Origin of the sequence: Spongiibacter marinus (assembly GCF_016906995.1) — a bacterium.
GTDB lineage: Bacteria > Pseudomonadota > Gammaproteobacteria > Pseudomonadales > Spongiibacteraceae > Spongiibacter > Spongiibacter marinus.
In genome coordinates this window covers 1-16941 of the sequence record NZ_JAFBBD010000008.1, presented here as the reverse complement: position 1 = coordinate 16941, position 16941 = coordinate 1, and the positions used below count along the sequence as shown (strand labels likewise).

Below are 16941 nucleotides of genomic sequence, written 5' to 3'. Positions count from 1 at the left end.
CTAGCCGTGCGCTAAAGCCCGCTGCCAGTGGGCCAGCATTTCCGGGCTGAACGCCACCAGAGAGATCTGCCGGAGGCTGCGCGGCTCAAGCAAGGCCTCCCGTAAACTGGCCACTGCAATAGCGCAAGCCTGGTCGTGAGGGTAGCCATATACGCCGCAGCTAATGGCCGGAAAGGCCAGAGTAGCAAGCTCCAGTGCCTTGGCCTCTTCAATACAGCGGCGATAGCAACTCGCCAGTTTATCGGCCTCGCCCTGTTCACCGCCGTGCCACACCGGCCCTACCGTATGAAGAACGTATTGAGCTGGCAGTGCAAAACCGGGGCTGACTTTGGCATCGCCGGTCGCGCAACCCTGCAAGCCGCGACAGAATTCCAACAACGCCGGCCCCGCCGCCCGGTGAATGGCGCCGTCGACACCGCCCCCGCCGAGCAAGCTGTTATTGGCGGCATTAACGATGGCATCAACCTTCAGCTGGCAGATATCTGCTTCTATAGCTCGCAGTTCACAGGGCATCGTTACACCTCATCTTCGCGTTGAAGCTGAACCTGCAAACCGGAGTCGGACGCCAACGCGGGCAGCTCCTCTATCGCCTGCGCCCAGCTATCAGCGCCCAGTGGCGCGTCGCCATCGCTCACGCTGACGCGCATGGGCCGGCAACATACCTCGCAGTCTTCAACGTACGGCTCCCCTGCCAGGCTCGGGTCGATCAGCAGTTCGATACGCTCGCCGCAGTAAGGGCAATAATCTTTCCAGCTTTCCAACATGGTTCAGCGATCACAGTAAAACCACCATGCTGACATGTTATAAGCTGCAGAGGTAGGCCCGCCAGCCGCCAAAATGGCTGATGTCCGTCGCACCATGAATCCCCGACTGCTCGCAGATAAAGCCCGGGCACAGCCGTCCGTCGGCCAGCCGCACTTTGCCAATGCCCAGTGGCGCCGGAATCCCGGCCACAAAACTGCCAAGTTCGGCGAGCGGCATCGACCAGACCTCCACCTCGATCGCCTGCCCCTGGCCGGACTCGGCCAGCACCATGGCCGGACGCAACGGCGGCCCACCAGGCAAGGCATAGAGCTGGTAATCAGGGGCTGACTGCGTGCACAGCTGTAAGGTGGCTCCACGCTCACGAAGCTGCCAGTTAAGGGGCTGACCGTCCAGATGGGCACCGCAAACCACCACGTCCACCCGCTCGGCCGCTGTCGAAGCATTCTCGGAAAGCGCTTCAAAAGCACGCCTTTCCGCGCCCAGCGGCAGGGCAAAACGCTGTTGCAGACGGTTACCAATCGACAGCAGCTTGCGGTCGCCAAAGGCCTCGGCAACCAGCGTCAGGCCAAAGGGGAAACCGTCGTCGGTAAACGCCGTAGGCAGCGCCAAACCGCAGAGGTCAAACAGGTTCATATAGTTGGTGTAGTAGCCGGTATTGCTGTTCAGGGCGATGGGGTCAGCGTCCAGCTCGGCAATCGAATAGGGCCGCGGCGCGGTGGGTGTGAGCAGTGCATCCACCGAATCCAGCGCGGCCTGCGCCAGTTTGCGCAAGGCTTTTAATCGATACTGAAAAAAGAAGGCATCCCGCGCTGACGGCGCTGCACCTCCGCTGATAATCGTTCGGGTGACCGGCAGCAGTGCGTCGGGCTGCTCCTCAATCAGCGGTGAGCAGGCCAGATAGCGCTCCGCCACCCAGGGGCCTTCATAGAGGAGTTTGGCGGCATCGAGAAAGGCCGACATATCCACCTCAATCAGCTCGATCTCATCATCCTCGGCAATCGCCGCGAGGCTCTGCTGATAGGCCTGCTCGTAGCCCGCGTGACCGAAAAAGGCGAGTTGTTCCGCTGGCATCACGCCCAGGCGCAATTTGCCGGCATGTCGTCCGTAATGGCGAGAACGGTTGCCGAAGGGGTTGGCGCGGCTGTAGGCATCACTGGCGTCCTCACCCTCAGCCACCGACAGCACCGCGTGGGCGTCATCCACATTCAACGCAAACACTGTCATGCAGTCCAGCGAGCGGCAGGCGGGCACCATCCCCGTGGCCGACAACAGGCCGATACTGGGCTTGAGGCCCACCAGATTATTAAAGCAGGCTGGCACACGACCCGAGCCCGCCGTGTCAGTGCCCAGGCTGAAACAGGCCAGCCCCTTGGCCACGGCCACCGCCGAGCCAGAGCTGGAACCGCCACTGATCATGTCGGGGTCGACACTGTTTTTACAGGCGCCCCAGGGCGAGCGGGTGCCCACCAGCCCAGTGGCAAACTGGTCGAGGTTACTTTTGCCCACCGGAATCGCCCCGGCGGCAATCAGCGCTTGCACCACCGTCGCCGATTGCGAGGGGGTATAGCTGAAGGCGTCGCAGGCCGCCGTGGTCGGCACCCCCGCCAGATCGATATTGTCTTTAATGGCAAAGGGCAGACCAAACAGCGGCAGGCTGTCGGGACTGTGCCCGTCCAACGCTTGCAGATACGGCTCCAGCTCCGCCGCGCTGAGGCGATAAATCCAGATATTGTGATCGTTGAGCGCGTCGCAGCGCGCGGCAATCTCGGCCATCAGCTTGCGCGGTGTCAGGCTAGCATCGCGGTAAGCCTGATGCAGGCTGCGGCGACTCAGTGCGGGCAATGTCATTGCGCGTCCTCCCCGTCCAGAATTAACAGCGGCTGACCGGCACTAACGCGGCTACCGGCTTTCACCACCACCGTTTTCACCCGGCCCGGCTGGCTGGCAAGCACGGCCACTTCCATCTTCATCGACTCCAGCAACATCACGCACTGGCCAGCTTGCACCTCGTCGCCCTCGGCAACATTGAGCTGCCAAACGCTGCCCGCCACCGAGCTGTCCACCACAATGTCGTCGTCGCCAATCACCAGCGTATCGTCGCTGACCTCGACCTCCGGTGCCTCGTAGTGGAACTGGCCATCGGCATGCCAGCGCGCCAGCTCGTCGTCGAAAGCCTGCTCTCGGCGGCGAATATGGGTATCGATTTCCGCCGCGTGCTGGGTAGTAAACGCTTCGTACTGCGCCAGCGAAAACTCGCCCTCCTCGATGCGCAGCGGGTAGTCGCCCAGCGGGAAATCACGACGAATTTGCGTAAGTTCATCGTGGCTGACTTCGTAGAAGCGAATCTGATCAAAAAAGCGCAGCAGATAGGGCTCGGTAAACGCGGCCGTGCGGCGGTAGCGATTCCACATTTGCAGGGTGCGACCGACAAACTGGTAACCGCCCGGCCCTTCCATGCCGTACACGCAAAGATAAGAGCCGCCGATACCCACCGAGTTTTCTGCGGTCCAGGTACGCGCCGGATTGTATTTGGTGGTCACCAAGCGGTGACGCGGATCGACTGGCGTGGCGACCGGCGCGCCCAGATACACATCGCCCAGGCCCATCACCAGATAGGCGGCGTCGAAGACGATCTCCTTGACCTCGGCAATGCTGTCGAGGCCGTTGATGCGGCGGATAAATTCCAGATTACTCGGGCACCAGGGCGCATTGGCACGCACTGACTGCTGATATTTATCCACTGCCAACTGGCAGGCCTCGTCGTCCCAGCTCAGCGGTAGCCACACCGTGCGCGATGGCACGTGCAGGGAATCCAAGCGCTGCGATAAACGCCGTTCGCGGCGCGCCAGCTCGTCCAGCAGCTCACGCAGCGGTAATTGCTGCGCGTCATAATGCAGTTGCAGTGAGCGAATGCCCGGCGTGAGTTCACGCAGCCCCGGCAATGGTGTCTGCTGCAAATCCTGCATCAAAGCATGGGCGCGAAAGCGCAGGCGAATATCCAGCTCCAGCGGGCCGTATTCCACCAGTAGGAAGTGATCGCCCGCTGCGCGATAAACCACCTCATCGCCCACCTCGTCCACACTGAGGCGTTGCACGATGGGCGACGGCAGAGCCTCGACAGAGACCGGCGCCACGGATTCGGCAGCAGCGGCGCTATCGCCAAGCTCATCACCGGCGAAAAAGGCCTGCTGGCAGCGCTCAGCCGCCACCGCCGCGTCAACGCTGACCGGCACAAAGCGCAACGTGTCCCCGGCGCGCAACTGGCCGAGTTTCCACAGGTCGGCGGTAATCACCGTGGCGGGACAGACAAAGCCGCCCAGCGAGGGGCCGTCCGGGCCGAGGATCACCGGCATATCGCCGGTGAAATCCACCGTGCCAAAGGCGTAGGCGTTGTCGTGAATATTGGACGGATGCATGCCCGCTTCGCCGCCACTCTGGCGTGCCCACTGCGGCTTAGGGCCGATCAGGCGCACGCCGGTGCGGCTGGAGTTGTAATGCACTTCCCAGTCGGTGCTGAAGAACTGCTGGATATCGTCGTCGGTAAAAAAGTCTGGCGCGCCGTGGGGGCCATAAATCACCCGCAGCGACCACCGCGAGCCGATGTCCGGCAGAGCAGCCTGATCCGGGCTGAGCGCCAGCCCAGCGGATGCGCTCTGCGCCAGCGCCAATACATCGCCGGTGCGCAGCGCGCGGCCGTTATGACCGCCGAATTGGCCGAGGGTAAAGGTGGAGCGCGAGCCGAGGTACTCGGGGCAATCGAGGCCACCTGCAACGGCCAGATACGCCCGCGCGCCGCGCTCGATACGCCCCATGATCAGAGTCTGCCCAGCGGCCACCTCCACCGGCGTGTGCATCGCCACGGGCTCACCATCCAGACTCAGTGGAATGGCCGCCCCCGCCACCGCAATGCGGGTCGGTGCACTGAATTGCAGGGTCGGCCCCTGCAGGGTGATTTCCAGTGCGGCCGCGTCGGGCATGTTGCGCAGCATGGCATTAGCGAGCCGGAAGGAATAATTGTCGAAGGGCCCCGAGGGCGGCACGCCGACATCCCAGTAGCCGCCGCGACCGGGGAAATCCTGAATGGTGGTCTGGGTACCGCCCTGCAGCACATCGATACGCGCAGGCTGCCAAGTTACCTGTGCAAGATAGCGAGTTGTGACGTCGCCCTTCGCCACCACGGCGTCATCCAGCAAGTAACGCAGATAGGCACAGTTGCTTTCGATGCCGTACAACTGCGTCTGATCCAGCGTCTCGCGCAGGCCTTGAATCGCGGCGTCGCGGTCCTCCCCTCGGTAGAGAATCTTCGCCAGCATCGGATCGAAGTACGGTGACACCTCAATACCGCTTTCCAGCCAGTGCTCAATACGCAGGCCCGGCAGCGCTTCATCAGGCTGGGGAAATGCCACATGACTGAGCAGCCCCGCGCAGGGCTGAAAATCCCGGTAGGGATCTTCGGCATACACTCGCAACTGAATCGCGTGCCCGCTGGCAGACAGCCCCTGACGCAGCGCATCCAGTGGCGGCAGTTCCCCCGCCGCCTGTTGCAACATCCACTGCACCAGGTCCACCGACCAGACCATCTCGGTGACGCCGTGCTCTACTTGTAAGCGGGTGTTCACTTCGAGGAAATAGCACTCCTCGGTATCGGCATCAAAAATGTACTCCACCGTCGCGGCATTGCGGTAGTTCACACTGGACAGCAGCGCCTCGGCCAGCGTGTAAAGCCGCTGACGCACTGGCTCGGGCAAATTCGGCGCCGGGCACTCTTCAATGACTTTCTGGTTGCGGCGTTGGGCGCTGCAGTCGCGCTCGCCGATGGCCAGCACACCGCCCTGACCATCGCCAAAGGCTTGCACTTCAATATGCCGGGCGCGGGCAATGTACTTCTCCAGAAACACGCCGTCGTCGGCAAAGTTGTTCTTACCCAGTTGCTTGACCTTGTTAAAGGCCTCGCGCAGCACCGCCTCTGAATCGCAAACCTGCATGCCGATACCGCCGCCCCCGGCGGTGCTTTTGAGCATGACCGGGTAGCCAATATTCGCGGCCTCGGCACAGGCAGTATCCACATCCGCCAGCAAGCCCGAGCCCGGCGGCAGGGGCACTCCCGCGGCCGCAGCAATCTCCCGCGCGCGGTGTTTCAAGCCAAAGCTTTGCATCTGCTCCGCAGTGGGGCCGATAAAGACGATCCCCGCCGCCTCGCAGGCAGTGACGAAAGCCGCGTTTTCGCTGAGGAAACCGTAGCCGGGGTGGATGGCCTCGGCGCCACAGGCGCGGGCAATTTCCAAGACTTTGTCGCTGTTGAGATAGGTGTCGGCTGCGCCGCCCTCGCCGAGGCTGTAGGCTTCGTCGGCCTGACGCACATGCAGACTGCGGGCATCGACGTCGGCGTAGACCGCCACAGAAGTGATGCCCATTTCGCGCAAGCTGCGAATAATGCGGGTGGCGATGGCACCGCGGTTGGCAATCAATACTTTCTTGAACATGCTGGTCCGTTGCGGGCCGTCCCGCTTGTGTCTACGACAGTGGCCGTCCACTGAAGTCGTTGGATCGCTTGTTAATCAGGCCGTCCAGATCAGGCACTCGACCGGGGTCGGGTTGTAGGCATTGCAGGGATTGTTGAGCTGCGGGCAATTGGAAATGAGCACAATGGTGTCGACCAGCGCTTTCAGTTCCACATATTTCCCCGCGCCGGAAATGCCGTCGGCAAAGCTCAGTTCGCCATTGGCCGTGACCGGCACATTCATAAAAAAGTTGATGTTGTGGCCGATGTCGCGCTTGCTCAGCCCGTACTCGGGGTGCTCGGCAATAGCGAGCATCCAACTGTCGCGACAGGCGTGCATGCAGCGTTTTTCCAGGTCGTAACGCACGGTATTGCTTTCGCTGGCGCAGGCACCACCCAAGGTGTCGTGACGACCACAGGTATCGGCCACTATTTCCAGCATCGGGCGGTTAAGGGTACTGCGTAGCACCGAACCGGCGCTCAGATAGACATTGCCCTGTTCGCGAATGGTGTCGGTGGCGCTGTAGCGCTCGGCGGGATCGTCGGCGCAAAAGAACAGCGTATCCGCCGCCTGATTCCCCTCTAAATCGAGGATACGCAACACTTCGCCGGCGCCCAATTTCGCAATGTAGTAATCCCCGGCGTCGATCTGCTCGCGGCGCAGCGCGGTAGCGGCGAGGCGTTCACTGTGTTTAATCATGTTTCTCTCCTCAGGCGCCCAGGTAATACAGTGCGTTGTTGGCAAAGCCACGGCGGTTTTCGTCGCAGTGATTGAGGCAGATATCGTCCTCGGTCATCGGCTCGGCCACGCTCAATTCCACACCAATGCGGCAGCGCGGGTAGTCGGCAGCAGTGTTCAGCGGGTGAGGACAGGCGTGAATCAGCACCAGGCAATCCATCTCGATGCGCAGAGTCAGCGTGCTGCCCGGCGCACTGTGGTCGGTGGCCAAGTGCAGATTGCCCTCGTTGTCAGTTTCCACCTTGCTGAAGACATTGATGTTGGCGGCCATGTCTGCGGCGCCAAGACCGTATTTCGCCAGCTCAACCAGAAAGGCGTCGTGACCGTTCTGGTGCCAGTCGTTGCGGTCGTGTTGGTAATCGCGACGGCCCCAGCGCGCATCAATATGGCTGGCGTGGCTATTGCCACACACGGTGTCGTGCCAGCCCAGATCATCGTCAACGATCGAGGCAAAAATGCGCCCCATATCCGAGTACAGACAGTTGCCACGAGTGAGTTTGAAGGTGTGCTGACACTTGAGCGTGTCCGGCGCGTTGTAGCGCTCGAGCAGGTTGCGCGGGTTATAAAACAACAGCCCGGCATTACCATTGCCGTCGATATCCTGCAGCCGCAGGATGGTGCCGCGACGCAGCTCCAGCGACCAGTGGCCGCCCGGCGCGATGGTGGTTTCATAATGATTCATGAGACTAACTCCTGGCCTGAGCTGCTCAGGCCACTGTCAATTTCTTGCAGTAATTCAGGCTCGCACTGCCCAACGGGTAGGTCGTAAGTAATACCTGCACCGAAACGATTGGGCGCTTGCGGGTCGAGACGTAACTTGTCGAACACCCACAGACGGGTGCCCAGATGAAAACCCTCAGCCAGATCGTGGGTCACCATGAACACGGTGAGCTTGTGCTGGCGCCACAGCGACAGCACCAGCGCGTGCATGTCGGCGCGAATGCCGGGATCGAGCGCTCCGAAAGGCTCATCCAGCAATAAGATCCGAGGTTTTAGAATCAAGGCCTGAGCAATCGCCAGTCGCTGGCGCATACCGCCGGAGAGTTCATCCGGGTAACGTGCCGCCATATGTGACAGCCCCACCGTTTCCAGCATTGCCATCGCTTCGTCGCGGGCAGCGCGCTTACGCTTGCCCCAGAGAAAGCCCAGGTGGGTCTTCTCAAACGCACGGGCGATAATGACGTTTTCCAACACGGTCATGTGGGGAAACACCGAGTACTGCTGAAAGACCACGCCGCGCTCGGCATCGGGCTCATCGGCAATGGTTTTGCCGTCCAGCAGAATCTCACCCTGATTGGGCACATCAGTGCCCAACAACATGCGCAGGAAGGTACTCTTGCCACAGCCCGAGGCCCCGACCAAAGTGATAAATTCGCCTTCAGCAACCGTGGCAGAAATATTTTCAAGAATGACGTTGTCGCCGTAGCGCTTCCATACATTGCGAATCTCGATCATGAGCGATTCTCCTGCCAGGGAAAGGCCCACAAACTCAGCTTGCGCAGCGCAAAGTCGATAACAAATGCCAGCAACGCGATCCAGGCAACATAGGGCAGAATCACATCCATCGACAGGTAACGACGAACAAGAAACACCCGATACCCGAGGCCATCGGTAGAGGCGATGGCTTCTGCGGCGATAAGGAACAACCACGCGCTCCCCAACGACAGTCGCAAGGAATCAATTAGCCGAGGCATCAATTGGGGGATCAGCACCCGCAAGACTATTTGCCCACTATTGGCACCCAGTGTTTGCGCTTTTACCAGCTGTTCCCGGGGAATTTCCAGACAGCGCTTTTGGATATCGCGCGCGACGAAGGGCGTTACGCCAATAGCAATAAGCGCGACCTTAGACACCTCCCCCAAACCAAAGACAATAAACAGTATCGGCAAAATCGCCATTGGCGGTATCAGTGATGCCACCGTCAGCAGTGGCGCAACACCGGAATAGGCAACAGGAAAGGCGCCGGTACTCAAACCGAGCAACATCCCCAAGCCAGCGGCAATTGCCATACCCAAACCCAGGCGCTGCAAACTGCTGAGAGTGTCCTGCCAAAACAGGTACTCCCCGGTGCGCTTACTCGGCTCAAACGCTAAGCGCTGCATCGCTTCGCCCATCTGAGAGAAACTGGGTAAAAGCTTGTCTTGGGGGTTTTCCGCCAAGCGTGCATCAGAGGCCGTGACGTAAAGCACCAGCAGGAATACAAAGGGCAGTAATGACAAGGCAATGCCCCATACCCGCGTCGGCTGCTGATTAATCAATCGTTTCATAGAAGCATCCCAGCTGAGAAAAATGGTTAGGGTGGCAGGCGCCACCCTCGGGCACGGTTTACAATTTGCCGTCAGCCGCCATTTGCATATAGCTGGGGTTAAAACGCAGTTTAATGTTTGCCGGATTGCCATAGACACCGACAGGCGTTTCGATACCGATGAAACCGGCGTCGGGAGCGCCGTCACCCAGCAAACCGTGGTTAAACGAGAATTCAGCCACACTCTGCATGGTTGACTTCAGGTCACTGCTGCGGGTGAAAGCGACCGCGTCGCTGGGCGTGTAAAACATTTTCGTACTGGCCAGCTGCGCATCGTAGCCGGCAGTGTCCGTCCCCGACGCAATTGCCATCGCCGTGCGAGCAGCGAGGCCTGCCTTTCCTGGGGCGCTCATGGTCGCCATGATTTCATACCAGGCGCCAACTAACGCCTTACCCAGAGCAGGGTTTTTCTTTAATACCTCGGTGTTCACCACGAGCAGGTCGATAATTTCGCCGGGTATTTGAGAAGAGTCGAATACCTTGTTTGCGCCGGGCATGGTGAGAATTTCACTGAGTAATGGGTTCCAGGTCACCACAGAACTTACCCCCGCTGTTGGGTAGATAGCGACCATATCGGCGTCGGAGGTATTCACAACGGTAACGTCAGATTCGCTCATGCCGACGCTATCCAGTGCGCGCGCCAGCAAATAGTGGGAAACACTCAACTCAACTAAATTCACTTGCTGTCCCTTCACAGCCTGAAGTGAGTCGGTATTTTTCAGTACCAGCCCGTCATTGCCATTAGAAAAATCGCCGACAATTAGCGCGGTACTGTCCACACCACCGGCAGCGGGAATTGTCAGCGCATCCATGTTCGTCATGGTGCAGGCGTCAAACTCGCCGGTGGTGTATTGGTTTATTGACTCGATGTAGTCGTTGATCTGAACGACATCAATCTCAATGCCGTATTTCTTCGCCCATTTATCGACGATTTTTTGCTCGTCACCATAGCCCCACGGCATCCAGCCAACATAAATTGACCAACATACTTTGAAGCTGTCTGAAGCGAGACTAAAAGAGGAACATGAGAGAGTAAGTAGTAATGCGGCTATTCGTTTCATTGCCTGCCTCCGGCATCGTTACGCGGTAAATAGAGCACTCCTGGCAACTGGCTGCCGATCGTCTCCCGGGCTTTTGTCCCGCCGTGTAACCTATCCCGTGGCGAATCCAATCGATGGGGAAGAGGTCGAAAGCTCTCGGACCAGACGTTGTGCAAGGTGCACAACCGGAACCCTAGCTCTCCATTACCAAATTGTGATGCTTTGACAGCATGTCCTGCGATACCAAGAGTGCGGACACCGTGTTCTATACAGAATCCATGCCAACACTACTTCCACCGCCAATTCACGCTACTCGCCGGCCGCGGCGATCGAATCTGCCGCCACTACCGCCCTCCAATGAAGCGTAAAATGTTCTAACGCACAAATATGTCGCACTCAGTCAGCCTGGTGGTTGTCACAAATTCGTCAACACTTCGACATGTTTTCTTTGTTAAACCGTCATAGTCCGTCCCTAGACTGGCCCCCCGTTATAACTAGACCAATCCACCTCTTTCTAGGGAACTGTTATGAACAAGAAGTTATTGAGCGCTTCCATTGCCGCTATTCTGGCTGCAACATTGTCAGCCTGCGGCGGCGATGACGGACGAAATGGTAGCGATGGCCAAGACGGCGCGGTAGGCCCACAAGGTCCTGCGGGCGTAGATGGAAGCAATGGTGCAAATGGCGCTGATGGGCAGGATGGCGCAGACGGTCAAGATGGTGCTGATGGCGTCTCTACGGTGACACCTAAAGGCCTCAAACGGTTTGCTACCGCTCCGCTCGGCGCTGAGTTTACCGGGATATTCGTTAACGAAGACGGCAAGCTGTTCTCCAATATTCAGCACCCAAGCAGCTCTAACACAACCACCGATTCGGCTGGCAAGGTCTTTAACGTAGGTACCGTTGGCTACTTTAACGCCGACGTTAACAACATGGGCGATATCGCCGCTCTGGACTTCCCGATCACCACGGCACAAAAAGAAACCGTACAAAGCGCCGCTGGCAGCTACATTGTGTTGGCACAGCAGGGTGACAACCTCGCCGATGGCAACAAAATGGGTGACATCCTCAGCGCTAACGGCAGTTTAATCAAAAGCTCTAACGACCCCGACTTTAACGGCGCCGTCTCCGATGGTGGCACCGGCTACTACCTGTATACCAACTGGGAAGACCGCCCAGGCAGCATGAGCCGTATTCGCTTAACGGATACCTACAGCCCGACCCAGGAAGGTATGCTGGACTTCTCCAGTGTCGACGGCACCTGGGTTAACTGTTTTGGCACCGTAAGCCCCTGGGGCACGCCACTGTCGGCAGAAGAACTGTACTTTGACAATACAGCCGACTGGTTCAATGCCAATGCCAATTATTTCTCCAATGCCGAAGCGATTGCTGAATACAAAGGCTACCCGCTTGATCGCAGCGGTAACTGGGGCAACCCTTACGACTACGGTTACATTGTCGAGATCGGCACTAACAACACTGCAGCAACAGCCAATGTTGCCGATGTTGAAGTGAACAAACTTGAGCTGATGGGGCGCTTCTCACACGAAAACCCCGTGGTTATGCCAGACCGCCGCACCGTCTTCCTCAGCGACGATGGCACCGGCACAGTGCTGTTTAAGTTTGTGGCCAACGCCGCTAACGATATGAGCGCGGGCAAGCTCTACGCCGCAAAAGTCACCCAGTCCAATGGCATCACTGACCCAGCGGAAGCTGCCTTTGCTGTGGAGTGGATTGAGATCGGTGCTGGCAATGAGGCCGATATCGAAAACGCCATTGCGAGCTTCGACGGCACGTTTGCCGACGCCAAGCACATTAGCGATGCGCAAATTCAGGCCTTCGCAGAATTCAAGTCAGGGCAAGACCTCGACAACAGCGGTAGCGTTGCCGCCAACCCCTTTGCCGACGAGCGTGTCGCCTTCCTTGAAAGCCGCAAACTCGCTGCCGCAATGGGCGCAACGGCTGAGTTCCGCAAAATGGAAGGCATCAACATCAACTTCGGCTTGGCCGACACATGGTGGAATAACGGCGCTGCAGATGGTGCCCAAGCCTACATGTATCTGGCCATGTCTTCGTTCGACGCCACTATGGCTGACGGCGCCGGAGACATTCAGCTAGACGGCACTCACGGCAAGTGTGGTGTGGTCTACCGCATGAAGCTCGTTGAAAAGGATGGCCTGGTGGACATCAACACCCTCACCCCAGCGCTTGTCGGCGGCCCCTACTACGGCGATCGCGCAGCAAACCGCTGTAACACAAATAACATCTCCAACCCCGACAATCTGGTGATCTTGGACGATGGACGAGTGTTGATTGGCGAAGACACTGGCAACCACGAGAACAATGTGATCTGGCTGTTTGAAGATCCTGCTCTGTAGTACGACGCGCGGCCGATCGGCCAAGCAACAGTAAACAAAAGGGGCGGATTCTTCGCCCCTTTTTTATTAGTAAACATTTTGGTATCCGCAATGAAAAAAACCTGGATGATTCTTCTCAGTGCCTTGCTGTATGCATGCAGTGGTGACAACGCCCACACAACGGCGCCCCCTGGCCAGCAAGCGCCGGAGCAATCGGGGGACAAGCTCCCGGCGGCAGACCAGGAACTGCTGAGCAGTCTTTCGTTTCCAGGCGAGATTGCCACCGCTTCACCAACACCGACCCTGCGCCAGCCCAAACCAGAAACCATTTACAATGCAGAGGCGGTTATCCCACCCCAGTGCTATACCAAGCACGAAGCCAAGTACAACCCTTGCATGACCTGCCACCAAACCTACCCCTATCGCAGCAGGCCCAACACCATGGACGATGGCAGTCAGCAGGTAGCGTACCTGTTCTCTGACATTGGCGAAGTTAACCACTGGACCAACCTTTTTGAAGATCGCCGCGAACGCATTGAAAAAATCAGCGACCAGCATGCGCTGGACTATATCCATACCGATAATTACAGCCCGCTGATTGAACAACTTAAAAATACCCGCGACTGGCAGGGCCCCATTCCCGAGCTAAAAAATTTAGCACTGGGGGCAAAGGCTTTCGATGAGCTCGGCTTTGCCAAAGATGGCAGCCACTGGGTGGCCTTCAATTACAAACCGCTGCCCAGCACATTCTGGCCAACCAATGGCGCAACCGACGATGTCATGATTCGCCTGCCCGCTAAGTTTCGCCAAGCCAGCTGTGGCGGTGACGGCCAATATTCAAAAGACGCCTATCTGGCAAACCTCTCCATACTGGAAATGGCTATTAAGGATCTACACGATATTTCGACCCCGGACATTGATGAGCGGGCCTTTTGCGTCGACCTAAACGGTGACCAAGAACTCAGCGTAGTCAACCGTATCAAACGCCCTGAGCACTACGTGGGTGACGCCGCCGATGAAGTGGTAGCAACCATGCTATACCCCCTGGGCACGGAGTTTCTGCACAGTGTGCGCTATGTCGGTATCAACGAAGGCGGCGAGATCACCGTGCCTCCTCGTATGAAAGAGCTGCGCTACATGAATAAGTTTGTGTTCTATCCACCGGAGCACCTGGTATCGATGTATGGCAATGAGCGCCAGGAGAAAGTCGATGAGTTGATCCCCAAATATATCAACCGCGGAGACAAGGGAACCGATAACAGCTTTGGCTGGATGATGCTCGGCTTTATCGAAGATGAGCAAGGCAGCCTGCGAATGCAAAGCGAGGAAGAGAACTTATTTTGCATGGGCTGCCACACAACCGTTGGCACCACCATTGACCAAACCTTCGCCTTTGCTCGCAAGGTGACTGGCAGCAAGGGTTGGTCCTATATCAACCTGAAAGGTATGCAAGACGCACCTTACGTTGGCCAACAAAAGGTCGATGGCGAAGTGATCGGAGAAATCGCTGACTACCTGGCAACAGTGGGCGGTGGCAATGAGTTCCGAGAAAACGCCGAAATTCGTCAACGCTTTCTCAATGAAGATGGCAGCTTAAATACCGCTGCGCTGGCCGGTAAAGATGTTTACCAACTTATTACGCCCTCACTGCGCCGAGCACTGGACTTGAATAAAGCCTATATGACGATTGTTGCCGACCAAGACTTTGTGTATGGGCGCGACCCCAATATTGCGCCAGCGGTGAATGTCTACCGGGAGATCGACCCTGAAACAGCCAGCGTGTTACCCGCCGACAAAGTGCGGCATTGGGACCTGCGCCTGAACTGGCAAGCGGAACCCTAGCCACTGGGATTACCCCCTAAGCAGCCCTATACTTCGGTGCTATCTACCGGCTGCTCAGGGGGCGCTATGCGCTTGTATCTTCGGTTTGGGTTACTTCTCGGCGTTATTGCGGGTGTTGGCTGCAGCAAAACACCGCCACCCCCGCACCTCTCATCACCACTGTTAGAAAATACGCTAACCAACCCCTGGTATCAGCAAGCGCAGCGCCAGCTACTCGACAAAACAACCTATGCCCAGGCTCACGGCAAAGCCAAAAATATTATCCTGTTTGTCGGCGATGGTATGGGGGTTTCCACTATTACCGCCGCCCGTATTCTCGACGGCCAACAGAAGGGAATGCCCGGGGAGGAAAACAACCTGAGCTTTGACCGTTTTCCTTTCAGCGGCCTGGTAAAAACCTACAATGTGGATGCTCAAACCCCAGATTCGGCCGGCACCATGACCGCGATAGTCTCGGGCGTTAAAACCAATATTGGTTTGCTAGGCGTTGACGAAAATACTCGCCGCGGCGATTGCAGCAGCGCCACGGGAAATGCGCTAGTTAGCCTGCTCGAACTCGCAGAAATTGCCGGCAAGACCACAGGTCTGGTGTCCACCGCACGTGTTACCCACGCCACCCCCGCGGCGACGTATGCCAAATCGGCTGATCGTAACTGGGAAGACAACAGCACCTTGCCACAACAGGCAATTTCAGCTGGCTGTGAGGATATTGCCAGTCAACTAATCGGCTTTGAAAAAAACCTGGAAGCCCGCTTTGCCAATGTGGATGTTGACGGCATTGACGTGGTTATGGGCGGCGGGCGACGGCATTTTTTACCCGCCGGTATCGATGGGGGCCAGCGCACTGACGGGCGCAATTTACTCGCTGAGTGGCAGCAGCAATACCCAGCAGCACGCTACCTCGATAGTAAAGCAGCGCTGAATGCACTCGACTTAGCGGCCACAGAAAAACTGTTCGCGCTTTTCAGTGGCTCACACATGCAGTATGAGCTAGAACGCCGCGACGAACCTGACAACGAGCCATCGCTAAGGGAAATGACCGAAGCGGCCCTCGCGTTACTCAGCAAAAATGAACAGGGCTTTTTCCTTATGGTTGAAGCGGGACGCATCGACCACGGCCACCACGCTGGCAATGCCAGTAAGGCCTTGCATGACACCATTGCTTTATCTGAGGCGGTGGCACTTGCCGTAGAGCAAACCAGCCCCGAGGACACTCTCATTGTCGTCACAGCGGATCACAGCCATGTTTTCACGATTGCAGGCTATCCTCGGCGGGGCAACCCGATACTGGGTAAGGTGGTCAGCGTGGGCAGCAATACTCCAAGCACCGCGGCAGATGGCCTGCCCTACACAACCCTGGCTTATGCCAACGGCCCCGGCTCTGAGTATTTCAGCGCCCAAGAGCAGACGGCGGCTGGCAGTCGCCGCGATCTGCACGGCGTTGACACCCAGGACAGAGGGTTTCAACAGGACGCTCTCGTTCCTCTCAGTAGTGAAACTCACGGCGGCGAGGATGTTGCTGTCTACGCCATTGGCCCCGGTGCAGCGCTGCTATCGGGCACAAATGAGCAGAATTTTCTCTTCCATGTAATGGCCTATGTCAGCGGCCTCTTGCCACAACCAGCGTACGTGGAATAGCCAGTCCCTAAGGAACCAAAGGCTCGCTGAGCCAGTCGCCATTGATCCGTCGATACAGGCGGCGCTGGTGTACCCCATCTGCTGCTGCGCACCAGGACTCCAGATAGTCCACTGCCAGAACCACTCCCCGCGCGTTACCGACAAAGGGAATATCGGCGCCAGCAAAGCGTTGTCGCAAGCCATCGAGCTCCTCTCGCAGCTGCGCAGCTGAGGTTAGCGTCGAGCTTTGCGGGAGGCGCTGGTACAGGTGATCCAACAGCTTTGCCGCATCGGGTTTGTTCTGCCAATGCTCAAGCATCTCGTCCTCACCCAGCACCTGCCATGTACCGCGCAGGCGGTATTGGCACATTTGCGAGGGCCAGAACAGCAATACCTCGCTGCCACCGGCCATCAGCACCGGCCACTTTGGCGAGCTATCGTTGATAAAAATCATTGGCCCTAAAGTGGTGATATCACGCAGTACCACCGTTCTTGTGCTCGCCTGCTGACCATCTACCGTCGCCACACTGCAATAACGTGCCGCCGTATCACTTTCAGCCAAGGCTAGGCGGTAATCGTGGATGAGTGACGCGAGGGGGCATTGCATACCAGCTCCTGATTTGTCATAGAACGACGCGTTGGCTTTATTGACTTTCCAGTCAGTTGATATACTGTATATACATAAGGGGTATCCATTTAGCTCCACCTCTCATTTATTCCTCCTTAGCCTTCCTCACAACGACGTTCTCGTAAGTCACCGGTTCAGTTGCAACAGC

At 57.9% G+C, this 16941-nt stretch carries 13 protein-coding genes and 1 riboswitch; of the genes, 3 read left to right on the top strand and 10 right to left on the bottom strand.

Annotated elements, in window-relative coordinates:
- The 9 genes from HNR64_RS12775 to HNR64_RS12735 form a co-directional block, all read right to left on the bottom strand.
- Positions 1-513 (bottom strand): O-acetyl-ADP-ribose deacetylase, encoded by a 513-nt coding sequence (locus HNR64_RS12775; RefSeq protein WP_204996835.1) that lies wholly within the window; start codon positions 511-513, stop codon positions 1-3.
- Between the two features lie 2 nt (positions 514-515).
- The gene (locus tag HNR64_RS17610) at positions 516-764 is read right to left on the bottom strand and encodes a CPXCG motif-containing cysteine-rich protein (protein WP_204996834.1); all 249 of its coding nucleotides are present in this window, start codon (positions 762-764) and stop codon (positions 516-518) included.
- Between the two features lie 37 nt (positions 765-801).
- Positions 802-2613: an allophanate hydrolase gene (gene atzF / locus HNR64_RS12765; RefSeq protein WP_204996833.1), complete on the bottom strand. Its 1812-nt coding sequence runs from the start codon at positions 2611-2613 to the stop codon at positions 802-804.
- A complete protein-coding gene (gene uca, locus HNR64_RS12760) occupies positions 2610-6248 on the bottom strand; it encodes an urea carboxylase (RefSeq protein WP_204996832.1) in 3639 nt (1212 codons plus the stop codon). The genes atzF and uca overlap by 4 nt, the downstream gene beginning before the upstream one ends.
- Before the next feature lie 75 nt (positions 6249-6323).
- Positions 6324-6965: an urea amidolyase associated protein UAAP2 gene (locus HNR64_RS12755; RefSeq protein ID WP_204996831.1), complete on the bottom strand. Its 642-nt coding sequence runs from the start codon at positions 6963-6965 to the stop codon at positions 6324-6326.
- A 10-nt stretch (positions 6966-6975) separates the two neighbouring features.
- Positions 6976-7686 carry an urea amidolyase associated protein UAAP1 gene (locus HNR64_RS12750; RefSeq protein WP_204996830.1) on the bottom strand — a complete coding sequence of 237 codons (711 nt, stop codon included), beginning with the start codon at positions 7684-7686 and terminating at the stop codon, positions 6976-6978.
- Positions 7683-8459: an ABC transporter ATP-binding protein gene (locus HNR64_RS12745; protein ID WP_204996829.1), complete on the bottom strand. Its 777-nt coding sequence runs from the start codon at positions 8457-8459 to the stop codon at positions 7683-7685. Before HNR64_RS12745 ends, HNR64_RS12750 begins: the two co-directional genes overlap by 4 nt.
- The gene (locus HNR64_RS12740) at positions 8456-9271 is read right to left on the bottom strand and encodes an ABC transporter permease (protein WP_204996828.1); all 816 of its coding nucleotides are present in this window, start codon (positions 9269-9271) and stop codon (positions 8456-8458) included. Before HNR64_RS12740 ends, HNR64_RS12745 begins: the two co-directional genes overlap by 4 nt.
- 58 nt (positions 9272-9329) lie before the next feature.
- Entirely contained in the window at positions 9330-10370 is a 1041-nt protein-coding gene (locus tag HNR64_RS12735; protein WP_204996827.1) for a putative urea ABC transporter substrate-binding protein, read from the bottom strand.
- 60 nt (positions 10371-10430) lie between these two features.
- A riboswitch (guanidine-I (ykkC/yxkD leader) is annotated at positions 10431-10557 on the bottom strand.
- Between the two features lie 319 nt (positions 10558-10876).
- Here HNR64_RS12735 and HNR64_RS12730 point away from each other — a divergent pair.
- The 3 genes from HNR64_RS12730 (at position 10877) to HNR64_RS12720 (ending at position 16186) form a co-directional block, all read left to right on the top strand.
- Entirely contained in the window at positions 10877-12727 is a 1851-nt protein-coding gene (locus tag HNR64_RS12730; protein WP_204996826.1) for an alkaline phosphatase PhoX, read from the top strand.
- Positions 12728-12817: 90 nt separating this feature from the next.
- Positions 12818-14548, top strand: coding sequence for a hypothetical protein (locus HNR64_RS12725; protein WP_204996825.1), 1731 nt, complete (start codon positions 12818-12820; stop codon positions 14546-14548).
- A 66-nt stretch (positions 14549-14614) separates the two neighbouring features.
- Positions 14615-16186 (top strand): alkaline phosphatase family protein, encoded by a 1572-nt coding sequence (locus tag HNR64_RS12720; protein ID WP_204996824.1) that lies wholly within the window; start codon positions 14615-14617, stop codon positions 16184-16186.
- A gap of 7 nt (positions 16187-16193) precedes the next feature.
- Here HNR64_RS12720 and HNR64_RS12715 read toward each other — a convergent pair whose 3' ends face one another.
- Positions 16194-16772 carry a hypothetical protein gene (locus HNR64_RS12715; RefSeq protein ID WP_204996823.1) on the bottom strand — a complete coding sequence of 193 codons (579 nt, stop codon included), beginning with the start codon at positions 16770-16772 and terminating at the stop codon, positions 16194-16196.
- Positions 16773-16941: the final 169 nt, after the last annotated feature.

Excerpts from the sequence above, each read along its gene's own strand:
- HNR64_RS12775 (WP_204996835.1), bottom strand. The coding sequence starts at position 513 with ATGCCCTGTGAACTGCGAGCTATAGAAGCAGATATCTGCCAGCTGAAG.
- HNR64_RS17610 (WP_204996834.1), bottom strand. The coding sequence starts at position 764 with ATGTTGGAAAGCTGGAAAGATTATTGCCCTTACTGCGGCGAGCGTATC.
- atzF (WP_204996833.1), bottom strand. The coding sequence starts at position 2,613 with ATGACATTGCCCGCACTGAGTCGCCGCAGCCTGCATCAGGCTTACCGC.
- uca (WP_204996832.1), bottom strand. The coding sequence starts at position 6,248 with ATGTTCAAGAAAGTATTGATTGCCAACCGCGGTGCCATCGCCACCCGC.
- HNR64_RS12755 (WP_204996831.1), bottom strand. The coding sequence starts at position 6,965 with ATGATTAAACACAGTGAACGCCTCGCCGCTACCGCGCTGCGCCGCGAG.
- HNR64_RS12750 (WP_204996830.1), bottom strand. The coding sequence starts at position 7,686 with ATGAATCATTATGAAACCACCATCGCGCCGGGCGGCCACTGGTCGCTG.
- HNR64_RS12745 (WP_204996829.1), bottom strand. The coding sequence starts at position 8,459 with ATGATCGAGATTCGCAATGTATGGAAGCGCTACGGCGACAACGTCATT.
- HNR64_RS12740 (WP_204996828.1), bottom strand. The coding sequence starts at position 9,271 with ATGAAACGATTGATTAATCAGCAGCCGACGCGGGTATGGGGCATTGCC.
- HNR64_RS12735 (WP_204996827.1), bottom strand. The coding sequence starts at position 10,370 with ATGAAACGAATAGCCGCATTACTACTTACTCTCTCATGTTCCTCTTTT.
- HNR64_RS12730 (WP_204996826.1), top strand. The coding sequence starts at position 10,877 with ATGAACAAGAAGTTATTGAGCGCTTCCATTGCCGCTATTCTGGCTGCA.
- HNR64_RS12725 (WP_204996825.1), top strand. The coding sequence starts at position 12,818 with ATGAAAAAAACCTGGATGATTCTTCTCAGTGCCTTGCTGTATGCATGC.
- HNR64_RS12720 (WP_204996824.1), top strand. The coding sequence starts at position 14,615 with ATGCGCTTGTATCTTCGGTTTGGGTTACTTCTCGGCGTTATTGCGGGT.
- HNR64_RS12715 (WP_204996823.1), bottom strand. The coding sequence starts at position 16,772 with ATGCAATGCCCCCTCGCGTCACTCATCCACGATTACCGCCTAGCCTTG.